Below are 18,201 nucleotides of genomic sequence, written 5' to 3'. Positions count from 1 at the left end.
GCAGGCGCTCCTGTTAGACTAACCCGCTAGAATTGCTATGATAGCTTATTTTAGCTTTATATTATTTTTATGTACACATTTTCATGTAACTATTAAGTCCATCTTACAACTAAAAAAATAGCCAGCACGCATCGATTATGATCGGTACGCTCTGGCTGTATTGTTGTTTAGTCCTTCTTTTGAACGGTCGATGGTGTACCCTCTTCAGCAAAAGTAAAGGTTCGGGCGATATATAAGATAGGTGTGCTTACTGCGGTTAGTAAGAACTTCGCTAGATAAGTTGTAAGCAAAATTTCAAGCCATACATTCCAGTCATACAAGCCCGCAAACGCAATGGTGCAGAAGATAAGTGTATCCACAAAGGAGCTAATCATCGTACTGCCGTTGGAACGAATCCACAGCTGACTTGAGGTGCTGTAATATTTACGAATCCAAGAGTACAACCGAACATCTAGGAACTGACTAATGAAGTAAGCAGTAAGACTACCCACAGCTAGTCGAGGCATCAGCCCAAAAATCGTCTCCAAAGAAGACTGAGCGATATCGGTCTCCTGTGGCTTAAATACTAGTACCATCTGCATAATGACTGTAGTCATAAGCAAGGTGAAGAAACCAAACCAGACCGCTTTACGTGCTTCCGCTCTTCCGTACTTCTCATTAAGCAAATCGCTGGTCATATACAAAGTGACATACATCGTATTTCCGAGTGTCATCACAATATCAAATGGCATAGCAATCGTCTTAGCTACCTGAATGTTAGCAATTACAGTAGCAATACCTACCCAGGCATACATTCCACTTTTCCCGAACAGGCGGTAACAGAGTAGAAAAAAGGCAAAATTGACAATAACAAATAAAACTCCCCACAACAAATTAAACATATTACTGAAACTCCTCCTAGTTTTGTTTACGCGGGATGGTTACGAACCGCGGCTTACATTATTAAATTTTTGGAACAAAACATTAATACTCTATCACAATAGCGCTAAACAATCCATAAAAATAATATTTTTATATGAAATTGGTAGTTCCAGTTCTTTTTTTTCGACAATTATCTAAAATAGTCAGCAATAATTCATTTTTTTCAGAAAAAAATGCTCTATAGGACAAAACTTTCACTATTCATCCAGAGGTTAATTCTATAGAATAGTATCAAACACCTTATTCCCGATCCATTTAGTAGAAATATGACATAACTATGGAATATATCTCGGGTCGCCAATTTCCAGCAGTTGGCATGGAGTATCTAGTGAAGACCAAAAAAAGAAATGACCTCACCGTCCATAAAAAAAGGAGAGAACGATATGTTTCGTATCAAGCATTCGATCAGTCGCAAATTCACGCGTTTATTATTTGTTGTTCTGTTGCTCACGTCTCTTTTGTTAAGCACCAGCTTCTACTTTATCTCCATCAATATCTTCAACAGCTATGTTATGCCACAGATTAACAAAATCCTTACTGCCGCTGCTCAGGACGTATATAAGAATCTCAACGTAATGCACGCCCAGCAAACCCTAAATAAGAACGATCAGTCTGCCACCAATCTCGAGTTCTATTTTCAGGAAAAGAGGAAACAACATGGAGTGGAAACCATTTTTCTGGTCAATCTGAAAGGGAAAGAAGCTGAGATTCTATCCGCAGATCACGATGCAAAATTGCAACGGGCAGAAAGTGTCACCGTATCCTCTGCAATGCAACAAGCCTCTAAAGGAAAAACTGGACTAAGCGATACATATAGCGACGCACATGGTATACATAAAACAGCTTATATCGGTATTCCCGGAAGTACGATGGTTATCGGTGTAAGCAGTGACGTAAGCTTCATTCAAGAAAAAACAGACAGTATTCTATGGACAAGTGCCGGAATCACACTTCTGACGTTGATCATCGGTCTAACTGGTGCATGGTTTATGAGTGTGCGTATAACACGTCCAATCTCAAAACTGGCAGCTTATAGTGCCCGGCTCGCAGAGGGAGATTTCACCGAAGAATTATCAGTTAAAGGAAATGACGAAGTTGCACAGTTGTCCGTAAGCTTCCAAGCGATGACCCAACGCCTGAAAGAAATGATCGGACATGTACTGGTAACCTCAAATACTGTCGTTGCAGATTCCAACTCTTTAAAAGAACGTGTTGAGATTCTCAATGATATGGCGGATCACTCCAGCTCATCGGTAGTAGAAATCGGCAAAGGTAGTACGACTATCGCTAGCAGTGCATCAGATAACTCGAGAGCAATGGAAGAAATCAATTTAGGCATTCAAAGTATTGCCTCAGCAGCGAATGAAGTCACGGAGCAAATCAGTGAGGCTTCCGCTGAAGCAAGTGGCGGTAATGAAATTGCCCAAAGTGCCGTGCTGCAAATGCGCCAGGTTGAACGTGCTTCCCTACAGTCGCTGGATCAATTACAAATCATGAATGAGCGTTCAGTAATGATCGGAGAAGTCGTTCACAGCATTACTGAAATTACGAAACAGATCCAAATGCTGTCGCTGAATGCTTCAATCGAAGCTGCACGTGCAGGAGAGCATGGACGCGGCTTTGCTGTTGTTGCGGGAGAAGTACGCAAGCTGTCTGAACAATCCCGTAACGCAAACGAACAGATCCGTGACTTCCTACTTGGGCTTCAAGAAGATATGAGCCGCTCCGTTACCGAGATGAACCACGTGAATTCTGAGGTTGCCTCTGGAGTCGGCAAGGTAGCAGAAGCAGGTGATGCCTTTAATCACCTCTTGATCCTTATCCAAAGCATCAATCACAGCATCCAATCCGTATCTGCGGCTACACAGCAAATCTCGGCAAGTACAGAAGAAGTCAGTGCTTCCGTCGAAGAAACTGCACAAATTACATCAAGATCGCAAGAAAGTGCGGACACACTCGCTGCTAACTCAGAGCGGCAGCGTGTCGAACTGGAAGGCCATGCAGAAACCGTAAAACATCTGTATGAGCAAGCCAAGAAACTCCAAGAAGCTGTGCAGCAATTTAAGATTTAACGCTTGTAAACTAAAAACCCCCGTTCACACGAAAGTGTTGAAGGGGGGTTTTTAGTTTATGGCTCGCTAGCGCTTGCTGAGGTCTCGTTTAGACTCGGCTGCATGCGCTAGGCTTGCGCGGAGCTCTCGCTTAGACTCAGGGTGCATGCGCTAGGCTTGCGCGAAGCTCTCGCTTAGACTCATCACGCCATTTGCTGCTGGCTTGCGGACTCAGTGAAGCTAGAATAAAAAGTGGACAGTAGTTAACAGACTGGCGATAATGAGTCCACGGAGGTGTGTTCACATGGGAGAACATCGACAACGGTACAACGAAGAATTTAAAAAACAGACAGTGCAGTTCATTCAAGAGCAAACAAAGACAGTGGGCGACTTGGCGGAAGAGCTCAACATCCCAAAAAGTACCCTGCATCAATGGATGAGCCAGTATCGAGAACTAAAGAATGAACCGGCAGCTAGCGTGGATCGAGTACGGGAACTCGAGGCACAGTTGAAAGAAATGAGCCGTCAACTTCAAGAAAAAGATAACAAGATTGCCGATGTGGAAGAGGAATTAGCGATCGTAAAAAAAGCAGTGCACATCTTCAGCAAACCAAGGAACTGAGATTCCAGTTTATTGAAAAACATCGCTCCGAGTTTCTCTTGGAGAAGATGTGCATGACCCTACATGTGTCACGGAGCGGGTACTACAAGTGGCGGACAGAAAAAAACAGTACGCATATGCTTCGTAAGGCTGCGATAATGAAGCGAATTCAGTATCATTTTGCAGACCATCAAAAGCGGTATGGGAGTCCGAAGATCACCCGCCTGTTACATCAAGAAGGTCATACCGTTACCGAACGCACGGTGAGTGTGTACATGCGACATATGAAGCTTCGCTCCATTGTCTCCAAAACGTATCGCGTACAGACCACTGACTCCAATCATGACCATCCGATTGCCCCGAATACGCTGAACCAGCAATTTAAAATACTCAAACCCAATTCAGTATGGGTTACCGACATTACGTACATTCCTTGCCGGGGAGGGCGCTTGTACCTGGCTAGTGTAATGGACCTTTGCACGCGCGAAATCGTGGGGTGGCGCTTGGAGAACCATATGGAAACTAGCTTAATTTCGGGCGCCTTACAAGATGCTTACGAAGCTAAACAACCGGAAAAGGGTCTATTACATCACTCCGATAGAGGTTCTCAATATACTTCTCATGAATACAGGCAGCAGTTGAAAGCGTATGGCATGGAGTCCAGCATGAGCCGCAGAGGTAACTGTTATGATAACGCCTGTATCGAGTCGTGGCACAGCATTTTGAAAAAGGAGCTCATTTATTGTAATCCACGATTCAAAACTAAGGAGCAAGCCTACCAGACACTTTTTCAATATATTGAGTTTTATTATAACCGCAAGCGAATGCATGGCGCGCTGGGGTATCTTTCTCCAGTTCGTTTTGCTGAGCAATTGACTAGAATGTCTGTTGCGTGAGTGTCCACTTTCTTGACAGAGGTCCACAGATGCCGCTATTACACGAAAAACTGCCATTTGGAGGCTTTTTCGGACTCGAGAGACGTTATTGCCTCATAATCAACCCAGACTCAGCCTATTTTGTTCAAATAGCGCCTCTGGTGTCCAAAAACGCTCCAAAATAACCCTTTTTTCGCAAATAAGGTCTCCTGAGTCCGGAGCCAAGTTACTCACAGCGAATTACTTAAAGTTCATCTGTGGATGCTACCTACAGCAAATTACTCAAAGTTCCTCCGTGGATGCTACCTAATGCAAATTACTCTAAGTTCCTCCGTGGATGCTACCTACTGCAATAGAATCAGCTACATGCACTAGCTTGCGCGAAGCTCTCACTTAGACCTCAGCACGCTATTTGCTGCTGGCTTGCGGACTCAGATGCCGCTATTACTCGAAAAACTACCATTTGGAGGCTTTTTCGGACTCGAGAGACGCTATGGCCTCATAATCAACCCTGACTCAGCCTTTTTTGTTCAAATAGCGCCTCTGGTGTCCGAAAACGCTCCAAAATAACCCTTTTTTCGCAAATAAGGTCCCCTGAGTCCGAAGCCAAGTTACTCACTCAGTAAAAACTAGGTTACTCAGCTTTCATTCAGCTTTTATGGCTAAGCAAACATCACTCAACTTAGTGTCGCGGTGCCCAGAGGATGACCGATACACCGATCACACAAATACCTGCTCCGACCCAGTCATATACGTCTGGTGTCTTCTTGTCTACAAGCCATCCCCATAAGACCGCGAGCACGATAAACACCCCGCCGTAAGCCGCATACACTCTGCCGAAGGAAGGGAATTTCTGCAACGTAGGGATAATCCCATACGCTATCAGAATCAAGGACCCCACTAAGCCGTACCAAAGTGGCCTTGATTCTCTCAACCATAACCACACTAAATATCCGCCACCGATCTCAGCAAGGCCAGCAATTATAAATAGCAGAATGGCAAATAACATGTCATCCCTCTTCCCTGTCAATCTCCTAAAAACGCAAAGGTTACTCATAACAAATTGTACTCAAGGTTCATCCGTGGGGCTACCTACAGCAAATTACTCAAGGTTCACCCGTAGAGCTACCTACAGCAAATTACTCAAGGTTCATCCGTAGAGCTTACATTAAATTGTGCTGGAGCAGCAATAACACTAGCAGAAGCACAACCTCCAGCAGCTCGTTCAGCGCGCCGTACACGTCGCCGGTGAGCCCGCCGAGCCGGCTGCTGATCCGCCGCGCAGCTGCGGTGCCGCAGGCCAAGGCCGCGACCGGCAGCAGCAGAGCTGCCGCCAGATGCAGCGGCCACGCGGCTAAGCCAGCGCCGAGCGCCAGTGGCGCAGCGGCGGCGGCCAGCGAGAGCAGCGCGGCGACTGCCAGCGCGCGCCGCTCATGCGAGGAAGCTAGGCCGGCGAAGTTCGCGGCCAGCCCCTCGTCTCCACGGGCAATGGGATAACGCACCATTGCCCGCACCATATACCAGCGGCTCCAGACCGCTGGTACCAAGAGCAGCGGCAGCTCGTAGTAGGCGTAGCCTTCGATTAGAGCTGCCAGCAAAGAAGCTTTAAACAGCAGGAGCAGCACGCAGGCGAGTACGCCCATCGCACCCACACGGCTGTCCTTCATAATCTCCAGGGCCCGCTCCCGTGGCCGATAGCTGAGCAGACCATCTGCGCTGTCCATCCAGCCATCAAGATGCAACCCGCCAGTGAGGCCTACCCACAGAATCAGAGTGAGCACAGCAGCTGGCCAAGCAGGTAAAAGCAATCCCGTCAGGGCTGCTCCAGCAGCTACACACAGCCCAATTGCTGCGCCTACCATGGGATAGAAGATTACACTGCGGCGCAGCAGTTCAGGAGAGAATCCCGGATCACCTTTTACAGGAAATCGGGATAAGAACTGAAAGGCAGCTACGGCCGCATCCCTGCGCTCCCTCATAAACGATACTCCCTGCTCTTAAGCTCAATCGGAATTCCAACAGTTACTAGAAAGACCTGTTCGCATTGCCGAGCGATCAGGGCGTTCATTCGTCCCGCCAGATCACGATACAATCGGCCAAGCGCATACTCCGGAACAATCCCGTCGCCAACCTCATTAGTGACCAGAATAAGCGTCCCTTGAAAAGAACGCACACTGTCTTCAAGTCTTGCTATCTCACTCTCAACAAGCTCTTGCCTATTTTCAAAACCTTCCACGGCCAATAATGCATTGGATAACCATAAGGTTAAACAATCTACGAGCACCGCTTTTTCACCCGATAATCGCTTTAGCAGATCTGGTAAATCATACGGTTCCTCAAGCGTCTCCCAAGCGTAACCACTTTCCATTCGTTGATGCTGATGCAGAGCAATCCGTTCCTTCATTTCGTCGTCAAAAGCCTGTCCGGTTGCTACATAGAAGGCCTGATCTGCCAGTGAATGCATCAATTTTTCTGCAAAACCACTTTTACCGCTACGTGCGCCTCCCGTTACAAGAATGCTCATCGTTGACCAGCTCCAGAGATGCCTGCACTTTCAAAGGTTGCCATTTCGCTCAAAATGCGGCAGATCGCCTCGATTAAATGAAGGCATAATACTCCCCCTGTTCCCTCACCCAATCGCAGACCGAGATTAAGCAGCGGTTCAAGTCCAAGCTGCTCCAGCATTAGCTTATGACCCCGTTCTCCTGATACATGAGAGGCTATCATATAAGCGATGGATTCAGGTGCAAGGGCTTTTGCCACAAGCGCTGCCGCCCCCGAAATAAAACCATCCAAAATGATAGGTGTCCGATTAGCAGCCGCACCAAGAATCAGTCCCGCCAAGCCAGCGATTTCCAGTCCGCCAACTTTAGATAATACATCCAACGGATCTGCTGAATTCGGTTGATTTACCTTTAAGGCGCGTTCCACCACTGCAATTTTATGTAGTAAACGTTCATCATCAATTCCCGTTCCTCGTCCCACAGCTACTTCAGGGGCTATTCCTTTGAGAGCACATAGAATGGCAGCACTAGCCGTAGTATTCCCAATGCCCATTTCGCCTGTTATAAAAATCTCCGTTCCGTTCTTAACCGCTTCCTGCGCAACTCTTATCCCAACAAGAAGAGCATTCATGGCATCCTCACGACTCATCGCAGGTCCCACAGCCATGTTATCCGTTCCCCGGCGCACTTTACGATCAATCAGATCGACATGACTAAGATCGCCGTTTATGCCAACATCAACAAACTGTACCTCTGCCCCAGCTTGACGTGCCAATACATTTACAGCCGCTCCACCGCTGAGAAAGTTATGGGCCATCTGCAGCGTGACTTCCTGTGGAAATGCGCTCACCCCTTCGCAGCACACCCCATGATCAGCAGCCATCACAACAACTGTTCGTTTGGTGAAACTAGGCTGCTCCGTACCCGAAATTCCAGCGAGCTTAACAGCTAGAGGTTCCAATTGTCCCAAACTGCCCGGAGGTTTGGTCAGAATGTTCAGCCGATGCTCCGCCTTGAGGATGGACTGATCATCAGCCGGAATGATTTGTTTAATTACGTCTTGAATATCTGAAAGCATATAATTACGACCTCCTATTAAATGTATCCGTATAACCTATTCTATCTCATATTCGCAGAAAAGCCCCCATCTATGATAGAGGGGGACTTCTAGAATTACAACTTCACTTTCATAAAATCTTCGATTCTCTCCAGCGCCTCCGTCAATTTTTGTAAGGAAGCGGCATAGGAGCAGCGGATATACCCCTCTCCGCCTGCTCCAAACACATGACCCGGAACCGCAGCGACACCGACCTCCCTGAGCAGCTGCAAAGCGAAGTCTTCTGATTTCATTCCGGTATGAGCGATGGAAGGAAAGGCATAAAAAGCGCCCGCCGGTTCGTGGCAAGGTAGTCCGATGGATCGAAATCCACTAACCAGCAGCTTTCTCCGCTCATCGAAGCATTGCTTCATGTGTTCCTTATGCTGCATTCCGTTGCGCAATGATTCAATCGCAGCAATTTGACCGAGCACCGGGGCACACATCGCAGTGTATTGATGGATTTTTAGCATCGCAGCAATTAATTCTCGATCGCCACAAGCATAACCAACTCTCCAGCCAGTCATTGCAAAAGCTTTGGAGAAGCCGCTAATCACAATCGTCCTTTCCAGCATCCCGGGAAGAGAGGCGATGCTGACATGCTGACTGTCATACGTAAGCTCGGCATAAATTTCATCTGAAATGACCAGTAGGTTATTCTCTTTTACAATCTGTGCAATAGGCAGCCAGTCTTCATAAGTCATTACTGCACCTGTAGGATTAGTCGGAAAATTCACCATAAGAAGCTTGGAACGCGGGGTAATCACCTTCCGTAACGCTTCAGCAGTAAGCTTAAACCCCTGCTCGGCCGAAGATTCTACCTCCACCGTAACCCCCCCGTTCAAATGGGTAATCGGCGAATATGCGATATAGCTCGGAGAAGGGACGATAATCTCATCCCCAGGTGTAATGAAAGCTCGTAATGCCAAGTCCACAGCCTCGCTGCTTCCCACCGTAACCATAATCTCATCGTTTGGCTCATAGCGAAGCTTGAAACTTGTGTGCAGATAAGAAGCGATCTCCTCTCTAAGCTCCAGTAAACCGGAATTTGGCGTATACATCGTTTCCCCATTGTTCAAGGCACGAATACAGGCAGCTCTTACATGCTCCGGTGTAACGAAATCTGGTTCCCCTACACCCAGCGATATAATATCCTGATTCCCCGTACTTAGGTCAAAAAAAGCCCGAATCCCCGATGGCGCAATCTCCCGCACTCGTGGAGCAATCCATTCATTATGCATGGCTGTACACCTCTTCTTTTGCACTCTTTTCCGTTAGGGAAAGGGAGATGATTTCGTCCAGTAGTCCGCTGAAGGTGTAGCCTGCCGCTTGCGCGCTTTTGGGTAAAAGACTGGCCTTCGTCATGCCTGGTAACGTATTCACCTCCAGCACATAAGGAATACCCTCTTTAAGCAGCATATCAACCCGTGCATACACGCTACATTTTAGTGCTTTATAACAGCTCAAGGCAGCCTCGCGTACCCGCTCATGCACTTCAGTAGGCAATTCAATGACCCGTTCATCTGCTCCGCCTTCTTCGTACTTAGCACTGTAATCGAACCACTCGGCATTTGCTGAGGTAATTCCCAGAATAGGCAGCAGCTCTCCGTTTAGAATAGAACAGGTGATTTCTTGGCCTTGAATGTAGCTTTCAATCAAAATCGCCTGATCACAGGCAAAAGCCTTCTGCACTGCGCACAACAGCTCCTCGCTGCTGCTCACTTTTTCCATTCCGATACTCGAGCCGCCTGAACATGGCTTCACCATAACCGGATATCCGAGCCGTTCCACCGCTTCAGCCGAATAATCCTTCATGCTGTCCCAGCATAGCCAATCTGCTGTGTTGACGCCTGCGCAGCGCATAAGCTTTTTGGAGAGATCTTTATCCATGCAAATGCTGCTAGACAAAACCCCGCTGCCCGTATACGGAATCCCCATCGTCTCCAGCGTTCCCTGAACCGTACCATCCTCGCCGTAAGCTCCATGAAGTGCAAGCAGTGCGATATCGATCCCTTTTGCCTGCTCAATAAGCTCCTCACGCTTGGTGATCACAATTGGAATAATTTCATATTTATTGGGGTCTAGATTCTTCAATATTTCTCTACCGCTATTCATGGATACCTCATACTCTGAGGATACCCCGCCCATAATTACGCCTACTTTCATCTCAAGCACCTCTTTATCCCATTAGTTGTCGAGCTGTTCTGCCAATAACCTCGATCCCCTTGCGGATATCCTCATCCGTCACTCTGGAGAAACCGATCCGTATCGTATTTTGCCCTTTACCGTCTGTGAAGAATATATCTCCTGCTGTAAAAATAACCCCTTGCTCATGACAGGCCGCCAACAGCGTCCTTGTATTAAAGCCCTCCGCGAAGGTTACAAAAAGATGCAGGCCACCGTCCCCTGACAGCGCCGTATAAGGAATAAAATCCTTGCAGCATTGCAGGGTTAATTCATACTTTCGTTTGTATTCCGCTCTGGCTTTTTTCAAATATTTCTCTAAATGGCCACCCAATAAATACTGATATAAAATGGATTGATCCAGCGTCGAGGTATGAATGGTACGGGCGCGCTTGACGCTTTCGAGGGAATTAATCAACTCCTGATCCGCCAGCACCCAACCTACACGTAGTCCCGGAAATAATACCTTGGAGAAGCTGCCGAGATAAATCACGCTGTTGCCGCTGCCTGCTGCTGCGATAAGTGGAGCCACATGTGAGCCCGAATATCGTAATTCCTCGTTAAAACCATCTTCAATCACCGGGACTTGGTAGCGATTCATCAACTTCATTAGCCGCTGTCTTTTCTCTGGAGACATTACAATTCCGGTCGGATTATGATAAGAAGGGACGAAGTATGCACAGTCAAAAGCTTGCTGTTGCAATGCTTTCTCCAGCTCCGCCAAATCAATCCCATCACGCTCCATCGAAATCCCGGTGATCTCAAAACCGTTCAGCTTCAAATTTTTGATCGCTGTATGATGCGTCGGATTCTCACAAATGACCGAACCATTTTTTTTACTCAGAGCAGACAATACAATATCGAACCCCTCTGTAAAACCATTGGTGATCAATATATCCTTGCCCCTCATTTCAACGCCCTTGTGCTCCATATACTGCTTCAAATAGTCTATTAAAGGTCTATACCCTTTGGCATAGCCGTAATTTAGCAGAACGTTGCCTTCTACCGACATCCGATCCATAAAGGATCTCTTCACATTATCCAGATCAAAAAGACTCTCATCAGGCGCTATGCTGGTGAAGGAGATCGTCCCCTTCTCCGCTCGAATCCCGCGCTTCATGATATCCAGTTCCTCTGCCAGCACCGCGTGATCATTGAGACGTGACTTCCAGTCCATCGTCCAGGAAGAGATCGTTTCACTGCCGGGCGGCGTAGCTGCAACATAACTTCCTTGCCCTTGCACGGCATAAGCAAAGCCATCATCCTCAAGCCCTGCATAAGCAGAGATTACGGAGTTGCGGCTAACCTTAAGCAATGTGCTGAGCTCTCGTGTGGAGGGCAGCTTTTGATTGCCTTGCAGACCGCCTTTTATGATTAAGTGCTTCATATAGTCTTTAATTTGTATATACACCGGCCGTCCGGCTATGAGCTTAAAATCCTTAAACATCTCTCAATCGCCCCCATGACTATCATGGCACAATCACTCGCTTAAAAAAAGAACCACAGCCATGGGATTTTAATCCGGCTGTGGTTCTATGAGGGGACAAATGCCCAAAAATCAAGTTACAGATCTATGCTTCGATCACAAGCTCCCCTTCTCCAGCAGGGATCTCAAAACCATTTAAAAACCGGGTTAATATGTCCTCAGTAATCGGAAATGCGGCATTGGCGTCAAAACGTTCACTCCGGATAAGCAGTCTCTGACGTAATTCATCCGGCTGAACCTTTAAGTGAATCAGTTCCCACACGCCAGCATAATCCTCAATAAGTTGCTTGTAATCGTTCCGTCTCTGACGTTGCCAGAAGCTGAAATCGATGACAACATGATGTTTTGCCTGAAGCAGATTCACCAGCTCCCCCCGTAGTTTTATCTCCGACTCTTCTTTATAGAACTCATAATTCTGCTCTGGATAATCCACCCCGAAACGGCCGTGCGTGGCCCAAATATCTTCATCTATCGAAAGTCTGGCGAATCCCTCTTTCTCCAGCTTTTTAGCAAAAGTTGTTTTACCCGACCCCGCTACACCGCACATCATCACTACGATGGAAGCAACACTCGTACGCTTTTGCTGAAGCAATTTTTCAATAACTAACTTTTCGCTCAGCATTATAAATGCATCTCCCTTCCAATTGATGGTATACTCATCGTTACAAAATACTTTCTCAAGGGATAGTGATAAGGATATGGTGAAATCAGTCCAGCAGACCTCCTAAAAATGAAAAACGAAATAATTTTAGGAGGTCATAATAAATGATTTTTAACCCGATTGTCATTGATAACTGGAGTAGAAAACCCTATTTTGAACATTATTTAAACAATGTCAGATGCACCTATAGCATGACCGTAAATATTGATATCACCCTTCTACTGTCAGAGCTTAAGCATAAGGGGATTAAGCTGTACCCAGCACTAATCCACATGATAACTACGGTGGTGAACCGTCATAGTGAATTCCGCACATGTTTTGATTCTGAAGGTAGATTAGGTTATTGGGATAGCTTGTCACCTAGTTTTACAATTTTCCATGATGATGATAAAACTTTCTCAAGCATCTGGACTTCGTACGGTGAACAGTTTAATGATTTCTATAACCGTTATCTGGATGATATGAAAATGTACGGAAGCGTGAAACAATTTATCGCTAAAGCAAACGAACCACCGAACACCTTCCCTATTTCCAGCATTCCGTGGGTCAGCTTCACGAGCTTTAACCTGAACGTGTATAACGAAGGAACATACCTACTTCCCATCTTTACGATAGGGAAATATTTTCAGCAAGACAAAAAAATACTATTACCCATCTCGGGGCAATTCCACCATGCCGTGTGCGACGGTTACCATGCCAGCATGCTGTATAATGAATTACAATCACGTGCAGATACCTATAAGGAATGGTTACCTAACCTCTAATTAACCACGTTATTCTGCTGACTGCGAACGATAGTTCAAACATAAAGGGTTCCACCTATTAGGTTTTCCTAATGATGTGGAACCCTTATTTCCATGTAATCATCCTTTTTCCACAATATCAGCTTTATCAGCTGACCATTGTCCATGCTGCCAGAGTATTTTTAGTACCATTACATTCCCTGGAGAAGGAGCCACTGCACTGTAGAATGTGAGACCAGGAACTAACTGTGCAAGTAAATTCCTGATTACACCCCCATGCGTCACTACCAATACTCTATTCGATGTAACCTCACTTTTTTTCTCCTTGATAGCACAGCATCCAAATGCAGCCGCAGCAGCTTGACCTAGATCCAACAGGAAACTACGCAACCGTGCATCGAATTCTGTCCATGATTCTCCTTCTGGCGGTGTAACCTTTGAAGGATCATCAATCCAACTTCTATATAGAGAGTTATCTTTCAACTGCTCATAGGTGCAGCCTTCCCAAGCTCCGAAGTTCATTTCACGAAGCCGCTGATCGTAAACAGCGTCCTGCTCTAGTGAAGGTGCTACGAAAGCCAAGGTCTCCCGACATCTTAGCAAATCGCTACAGAACACACGCCAAAAACCACCTGATAACTCAGTCTGCATGCAGCTCTGCTGCTGAAGTTGGGATAGCCGCTCACTTGCGTCAGGAAGCAATGGAATATCCGTATGTCCCAGGTAACGATGCTCAACATTCCATTTCGTCTGCCCGTGTCGGATAAGCACCAGCTCAAGCTCTATAGAGGGAATTGCCATACCGACGCTCAGCCTCCAATCCATATCCATGCCGCAACCGCGCATAGACCTACAAATATTGAAGAGCAGAGCATCATCATCCGCGAGGTCTGGATAATATCATTTGGTTCCATCGTACGTACCGGATCACCCATATAAGCCCGAAAAGAAGCGACGCCATGATACACATTTTCGCCTCCGAGTCGGATGCCAAGTGCGCCAGCCACAGCTGATTCTGGATAACCGCTGTTAGGGCTTGGATGTAGATGTGCATCCCGCTTCACCATTTGCAGGCAACTACGCCAATCCAGACGAAGCATCCCTGCACATAGAGCCAAAAGTAATGCCGTAATCCGTGCCGGGATGAAATTAGCAACATCATCGAGCCGGGCAGATGCCCAGCCGAGATCACGGTATTTATCGTTCTTATAACCAACCATTGAATCGAGTGTATTGACCGCCCGATAAGCCATAGCAAGCGGCGCACCGCCAATCAGCGCGTAGAAAAGTGGAGAAATAATCGCATCGACAATATTCTCTGCTACGGTCTCCACCGTTCCACGGACAATTTCAGGGGCGTCTAGCGAAGTCGTATCACGTCCCACGATCATCCCCAAAGCCTTGCGGGCAGCAGGGAGATCACCCTTCTGCAATTCCACGTACACCGCCATTCCTGCATCTTTTAGTCCCTTGGAGGCAATCGTGGTTGAAATCAACCAAACCTCGGCTATCCAGACGAGCCAAGGTGAGATATATGACAGCAGCCATAGCAGGATGGCTGTCAGTGCCCAAGCACCGCCCGCCACACATAGCGGAAGTAACACCCCAGCTCTGCGCAGGCTTTGCGGGCGGGACCATAAACGACGGATCGCCCGCTCCAGAGCCGTAATTGCTTTGCCCATACCAATTACGGGATGAGGCAGGTTACGCGGATCACCTACGATCCGGTCAATCACATAAGCCGCAAGCAACACCAAAGCGATTGTCACAGGCAATCACCTCTGAACAATCTTCTACTTCTCCAGCTATCCATTGTCATTAGCTGTCCTTCCTTGCCTGCACCGACAGCAGGCTGCCCGTCACAGCGCTATATACAAGCCGGCCGATAGCGCCTCCGAGATCGGTTGCTGTTCCGGCGTAGACATGCTCGGCGCTGTATCTCCCGCTTTGGCTCACAGCGAGTACAATAGCATCCGTAGTTGTGCCGGTTGCGATTAGGCCATTCTCCGGATCGGTAATCCCGAGATCTGCCAGCGCAGCAGCTTTGGCTTCGACAGCTGTCTGCACAGCATTGACCATGGCCGCCGGTGTCAGGCGGCCATCAATGCAGAGCATGATGTTAATCGTACCCGGCCGATACACAGCCAATACATTGCGTTCCACGCCTGAGCGCGCAGCATTTCCTGCGGCGGCTGTAACGCAAACAAAAATCCCCGCTGAACCCGTGTCCTCTTCAGCTACCGCTGCATGCTCTAGCGGTACAGCCGTCATCAGACCGGCACAGCCGGATAAAGGATAACCCCAATCGCGCAGCTTATTCTCCATATCCTGGACAGGATCACTACATTCGTAATTGCGATCTACATATAAATTGACCGCCCGCTGCAGCCGGTTCATTCCTCCGCCGTAGAACGCGCTCGATAAACCATCCGCTGCTGCTGGCAGCTCCAGCAGCAGATGCTTATCCTTCCACTGCAGAGCAAGCCCTGGCCAGACGGCCGGACGATACTCCCTGATTCCCCCTGCAAGATTAAATGGAATCTCCACTTCCACCATAGCCGATCCCGCTCCTTTCACCGCTCATTTCTTTCATTGAATACTTACAACCATCCTCGAAAGGATGCCCCGCCAATAGCGCTGTCAGCTCCCTCCGCACATCATTAAGGAATACGTGCACCTGTCACTTAGTCGCTAGAATCTCCGCCATCTGCAGCAAAAGGCGGGCATTATCCTCATGTCCCTTAACAGCAACTCGAATATGCCCTGAACCTAACCCTGCATACATAGCGCAGCTGCGCACAAGTATACCTACGCGGCCAAGCCTAGTCTGCAGCTCAGCCGCACTCCACGGTGACGGCAAGCCACAGAGCAGAAAATTGGCTTCTCCCGGTGGGACATCGCAACCCAGCTGCACTAGACCCTGCCGCAGCGTTTCGCGTTCTGCTGCAATAAGCTCACGCGTGCGCTGTTCATAGTCACGTCCGCTTGTAAGGCAGGCTTCCCCTGCCAGCAGCGCCAAGCCGTTCACACTCCAGGTGACCTGCTTTCCGCTCATCGCCTTCGCCAGCTTCGGATGCGAAATCGCAAACCCGAGACGCAGTCCGGGAATCGCATAAAACTTCGTCATCGACCGCACCAGAACCGTATGCGGAAACTGCTCCAGCTCCGGCAGGAGTGTATTTCGCTCTGACTCCGGGATAAAGTCAATAAAAGCTTCATCCACAGCCAAATAAGTCCCGCAGCTTTCAGCCTTCTGCGCTAACAAGCGCAGTTCATCCACAGCATACTGAACTCCATTGGGATTATTCGGCTGTCCGAGAAATAACAGCTCCACCTGTTCCAGCAGCCCGGCAATCTCCTCCACTCCAGCGCGAAAATGCTGTTCCCTAGTCCCCTGGACCGACAATACTTCAGCACCAAATTGCCCGGAAAGCTGCCTATACTCAGAGAAACAAGGTTCCACGATGCCAACCTTTTGCGGAGCTATCGCCAACAGCAGCAAAGCCATAGATTCCGCTGCTCCGTTACCCACGGTTAACCAGCCACTATCTACGCCAAGATTTTCCGCCAGTAGTTGTTTAAAGCGTCGGTGTCCAGGGTCCGGATATGTAACCACCGTTGACAGTGCTGTTCTAAGCAGCTCCAAAACTTCCGGTGGAGGACCGAGTGGATTGATGTTGGCACTATAGTCGAGAAATGTGCCCCCAGCTTCTCCATAGAGCTCCGCTGCCGTCAGCAAATCACCGCCATGTCCATATTTTTCAAGCATAATTACACTCCCTCTATCTACTTTCTCTAGCACGATATGTATGTCATTGCCACCATTATTGACTCTTTGCCGGAAGAACGTCAATGCTTTCGCAGAAGGAACCAGCTAAATCCCCTGCTTCCCCCAAACCGACATGAATCTCAAAGATGTGATCTCTTTTGTTAAAAAACCGCTTTTGGTTTAAAATGAAGGTTGTAATCAATTTTGCTGCGACGGAGGAATTCACTATGCTTTTTATTGATAACACAGGGATTACTGACGCATCCATCAATTTGGCGATTGAGGAATATGCGCTGAAGCACTTGCCGATGGACGAGAGTTACCTGCTTTTTTATATCAACAGCCCATCCATCATCATCGGGAAACATCAGAATACTATCGAAGAAATTAACCAAGAGTATGTAAAAGATAATAATATTCAGGTCGTACGTCGTCTATCCGGCGGTGGAGCTGTTTATCACGATCTTGGAAATTTGAACTTCAGCTTTATTACCAAGGATGACGGCCAATCCTTTCATAACTTTTTGAAATTCACCCAACCGGTCATCGATTACCTGCAAAGCATGGGCGTTAACGCCGAGCTAAGCGGAAGGAATGATCTGCAAGTTGGTGAGCAAAAGATTTCCGGTAACGCTCAGTTCTCCACACGCGGACGTATGTTCAGCCATGGTACCTTGATGTTCAATCTTAATTTAGATGATGTACAAGCCTCTCTAAAAGTGAATCCAGAGAAGTTTAAATCAAAGAGCACCAAATCCGTACGCAGTCGTGTAGCGAATATCAAAGAGCTGCTGGGTACAGATATGACGATCGAGGAGTTCCGCGCCGGCCTGCTGCGTTCGATCTTTGGCATGGATTCTTCTGAGGTTCCTCAGTACAAGCTGCAACAAGCCGACTGGGACAAAATTAACGAGATCTCCAAGGAGCACTACCAGAACTGGGACTGGAACTACGGTCTGTCACCAAAAAGCAACGTTAAGCACACGCGCAAATTCCCTGCCGGAATTATTGATATTCGGATGGATATTGAAGATTCCCTCATTAAAGACATCAAAATCTATGGTGACTTCTTCGGAGTCGGTGACGTAGTAGATGTTGAAAATGCACTTCGTGGCAAACGTTATGACGAGGCTGAGGTTAGAGAAGCATTAGCTGATCTCGATTTGAAGCATTATTTCGGTCGTATTGAGCCGGAGGATTTTATCGGATTGGTCTTCCTAGAGGAATAGGATGAATTCACTGGTCATGATTTGAATCAAAAAGAGGACTCCTGCGCATTCGCCAGAAGTCCTCTTTTGCATGAATTAATA

General features: G+C 47.5%; 18 protein-coding genes and 1 riboswitch. Of the genes, 5 read left to right on the top strand and 13 right to left on the bottom strand.

Translation table 11 applies throughout. The features are described from left to right. Positions 1-167 precede the first annotated feature (167 nt). Positions 168-881 carry a queuosine precursor transporter gene (locus NYE35_RS06430; protein ID WP_339823704.1) on the bottom strand — a complete coding sequence of 238 codons (714 nt, stop codon included), beginning with the start codon at positions 879-881 and terminating at the stop codon, positions 168-170. Positions 882-891: 10 nt separating this feature from the next. Continuing rightward, positions 892-937, bottom strand: a riboswitch (PreQ1 riboswitch). 367 nt (positions 938-1,304) lie between these two features. Between NYE35_RS06430 and NYE35_RS06425 the strand changes: the two genes are divergently transcribed. From NYE35_RS06425 to NYE35_RS06415, 3 genes are all read left to right on the top strand, one after another. Continuing rightward, positions 1,305-2,993, top strand: coding sequence for a methyl-accepting chemotaxis protein (locus tag NYE35_RS06425; protein WP_076224712.1), 1,689 nt, complete (start codon positions 1,305-1,307; stop codon positions 2,991-2,993). Positions 2,994-3,276: 283 nt separating this feature from the next. Continuing rightward, positions 3,277-3,594, top strand: coding sequence for a transposase (locus NYE35_RS06420; protein WP_036683594.1), 318 nt, complete (start codon positions 3,277-3,279; stop codon positions 3,592-3,594). After that, positions 3,543-4,469: an IS3 family transposase gene (locus NYE35_RS06415; protein WP_341122426.1), complete on the top strand. Its 927-nt coding sequence runs from the start codon at positions 3,543-3,545 to the stop codon at positions 4,467-4,469. The genes NYE35_RS06420 and NYE35_RS06415 overlap by 52 nt, the downstream gene beginning before the upstream one ends. Before the next feature lie 661 nt (positions 4,470-5,130). On the opposite strand, the gene NYE35_RS06410 is transcribed toward NYE35_RS06415, so the two are convergent. The 8 genes from NYE35_RS06410 to NYE35_RS06375 all read right to left on the bottom strand — a co-directional run bounded on the left by NYE35_RS06410 (position 5,131) and on the right by NYE35_RS06375 (position 12,340). Further along, positions 5,131-5,457, bottom strand: coding sequence for a YnfA family protein (locus tag NYE35_RS06410; RefSeq protein WP_036681801.1), 327 nt, complete (start codon positions 5,455-5,457; stop codon positions 5,131-5,133). Between the two features lie 154 nt (positions 5,458-5,611). Then, positions 5,612-6,427: an adenosylcobinamide-GDP ribazoletransferase gene (gene cobS, locus NYE35_RS06405; protein WP_076137511.1), complete on the bottom strand. Its 816-nt coding sequence runs from the start codon at positions 6,425-6,427 to the stop codon at positions 5,612-5,614. Continuing rightward, positions 6,424-6,972, bottom strand: a complete 549-nt coding sequence (cobU, locus tag NYE35_RS06400) for a bifunctional adenosylcobinamide kinase/adenosylcobinamide-phosphate guanylyltransferase (protein WP_076224707.1) — start codon at positions 6,970-6,972, stop codon at positions 6,424-6,426. Before cobU ends, cobS begins: the two co-directional genes overlap by 4 nt. Further along, positions 6,969-8,030: a nicotinate-nucleotide--dimethylbenzimidazole phosphoribosyltransferase gene (gene cobT / locus NYE35_RS06395; protein ID WP_076104822.1), complete on the bottom strand. Its 1,062-nt coding sequence runs from the start codon at positions 8,028-8,030 to the stop codon at positions 6,969-6,971. The genes cobU and cobT overlap by 4 nt, the downstream gene beginning before the upstream one ends. A gap of 95 nt (positions 8,031-8,125) precedes the next feature. After that, positions 8,126-9,289: an aminotransferase class I/II-fold pyridoxal phosphate-dependent enzyme gene (locus tag NYE35_RS06390; protein WP_036681793.1), complete on the bottom strand. Its 1,164-nt coding sequence runs from the start codon at positions 9,287-9,289 to the stop codon at positions 8,126-8,128. Further along, complete coding sequence (locus tag NYE35_RS06385; RefSeq protein WP_076224705.1) at positions 9,282-10,214, bottom strand: D-alanine--D-alanine ligase; 933 nt, start codon at positions 10,212-10,214, stop codon at positions 9,282-9,284. Before NYE35_RS06385 ends, NYE35_RS06390 begins: the two co-directional genes overlap by 8 nt. Before the next feature lie 13 nt (positions 10,215-10,227). Beyond that, entirely contained in the window at positions 10,228-11,679 is a 1,452-nt protein-coding gene (gene pdxR, locus NYE35_RS06380; protein WP_339211524.1) for a MocR-like pyridoxine biosynthesis transcription factor PdxR, read from the bottom strand. Positions 11,680-11,803: 124 nt separating this feature from the next. After that, positions 11,804-12,340, bottom strand: coding sequence for an AAA family ATPase (locus NYE35_RS06375; RefSeq protein WP_036681786.1), 537 nt, complete (start codon positions 12,338-12,340; stop codon positions 11,804-11,806). A gap of 143 nt (positions 12,341-12,483) precedes the next feature. Here NYE35_RS06375 and catA point away from each other — a divergent pair, with 143 nt between their 5' ends. Further along, positions 12,484-13,143, top strand: coding sequence for a type A chloramphenicol O-acetyltransferase (gene catA, locus NYE35_RS06370; RefSeq protein ID WP_076272036.1), 660 nt, complete (start codon positions 12,484-12,486; stop codon positions 13,141-13,143). Between the two features lie 99 nt (positions 13,144-13,242). Here catA and NYE35_RS06365 read toward each other — a convergent pair whose 3' ends face one another. From NYE35_RS06365 to NYE35_RS06350, 4 genes are all read right to left on the bottom strand, one after another. Next, on the bottom strand, positions 13,243-13,923 hold the full coding sequence (locus tag NYE35_RS06365; RefSeq protein WP_341120434.1) for a histidine phosphatase family protein: 681 nt from the start codon (positions 13,921-13,923) through the stop codon (positions 13,243-13,245). 8 nt (positions 13,924-13,931) lie between these two features. Then, entirely contained in the window at positions 13,932-14,891 is a 960-nt protein-coding gene (gene cbiB, locus NYE35_RS06360; RefSeq protein ID WP_036681783.1) for an adenosylcobinamide-phosphate synthase CbiB, read from the bottom strand. A 49-nt stretch (positions 14,892-14,940) separates the two neighbouring features. Then, complete coding sequence (locus NYE35_RS06355; protein WP_341120432.1) at positions 14,941-15,678, bottom strand: adenosylcobinamide amidohydrolase; 738 nt, start codon at positions 15,676-15,678, stop codon at positions 14,941-14,943. 124 nt (positions 15,679-15,802) lie between these two features. Continuing rightward, on the bottom strand, positions 15,803-16,891 hold the full coding sequence (locus tag NYE35_RS06350) for a pyridoxal phosphate-dependent aminotransferase (RefSeq protein ID WP_340888993.1): 1,089 nt from the start codon (positions 16,889-16,891) through the stop codon (positions 15,803-15,805). 227 nt (positions 16,892-17,118) lie between these two features. Here NYE35_RS06350 and NYE35_RS06345 point away from each other — a divergent pair, with 227 nt between their 5' ends. Beyond that, positions 17,119-18,120, top strand: a complete 1,002-nt coding sequence (locus tag NYE35_RS06345) for a lipoate--protein ligase (protein WP_036681778.1) — start codon at positions 17,119-17,121, stop codon at positions 18,118-18,120. Positions 18,121-18,201: the final 81 nt, after the last annotated feature.

Origin of the sequence: Paenibacillus sp. FSL L8-0494, assembly GCF_038003695.1 — a bacterium.
In the GTDB taxonomy this organism is placed as follows: domain Bacteria; phylum Bacillota; class Bacilli; order Paenibacillales; family Paenibacillaceae; genus Paenibacillus_AQ; species Paenibacillus_AQ odorifer.
The sequence above is the reverse complement of the archived record's forward strand: the minus strand, read 5'-3'. Positions and strand labels throughout refer to the sequence as shown.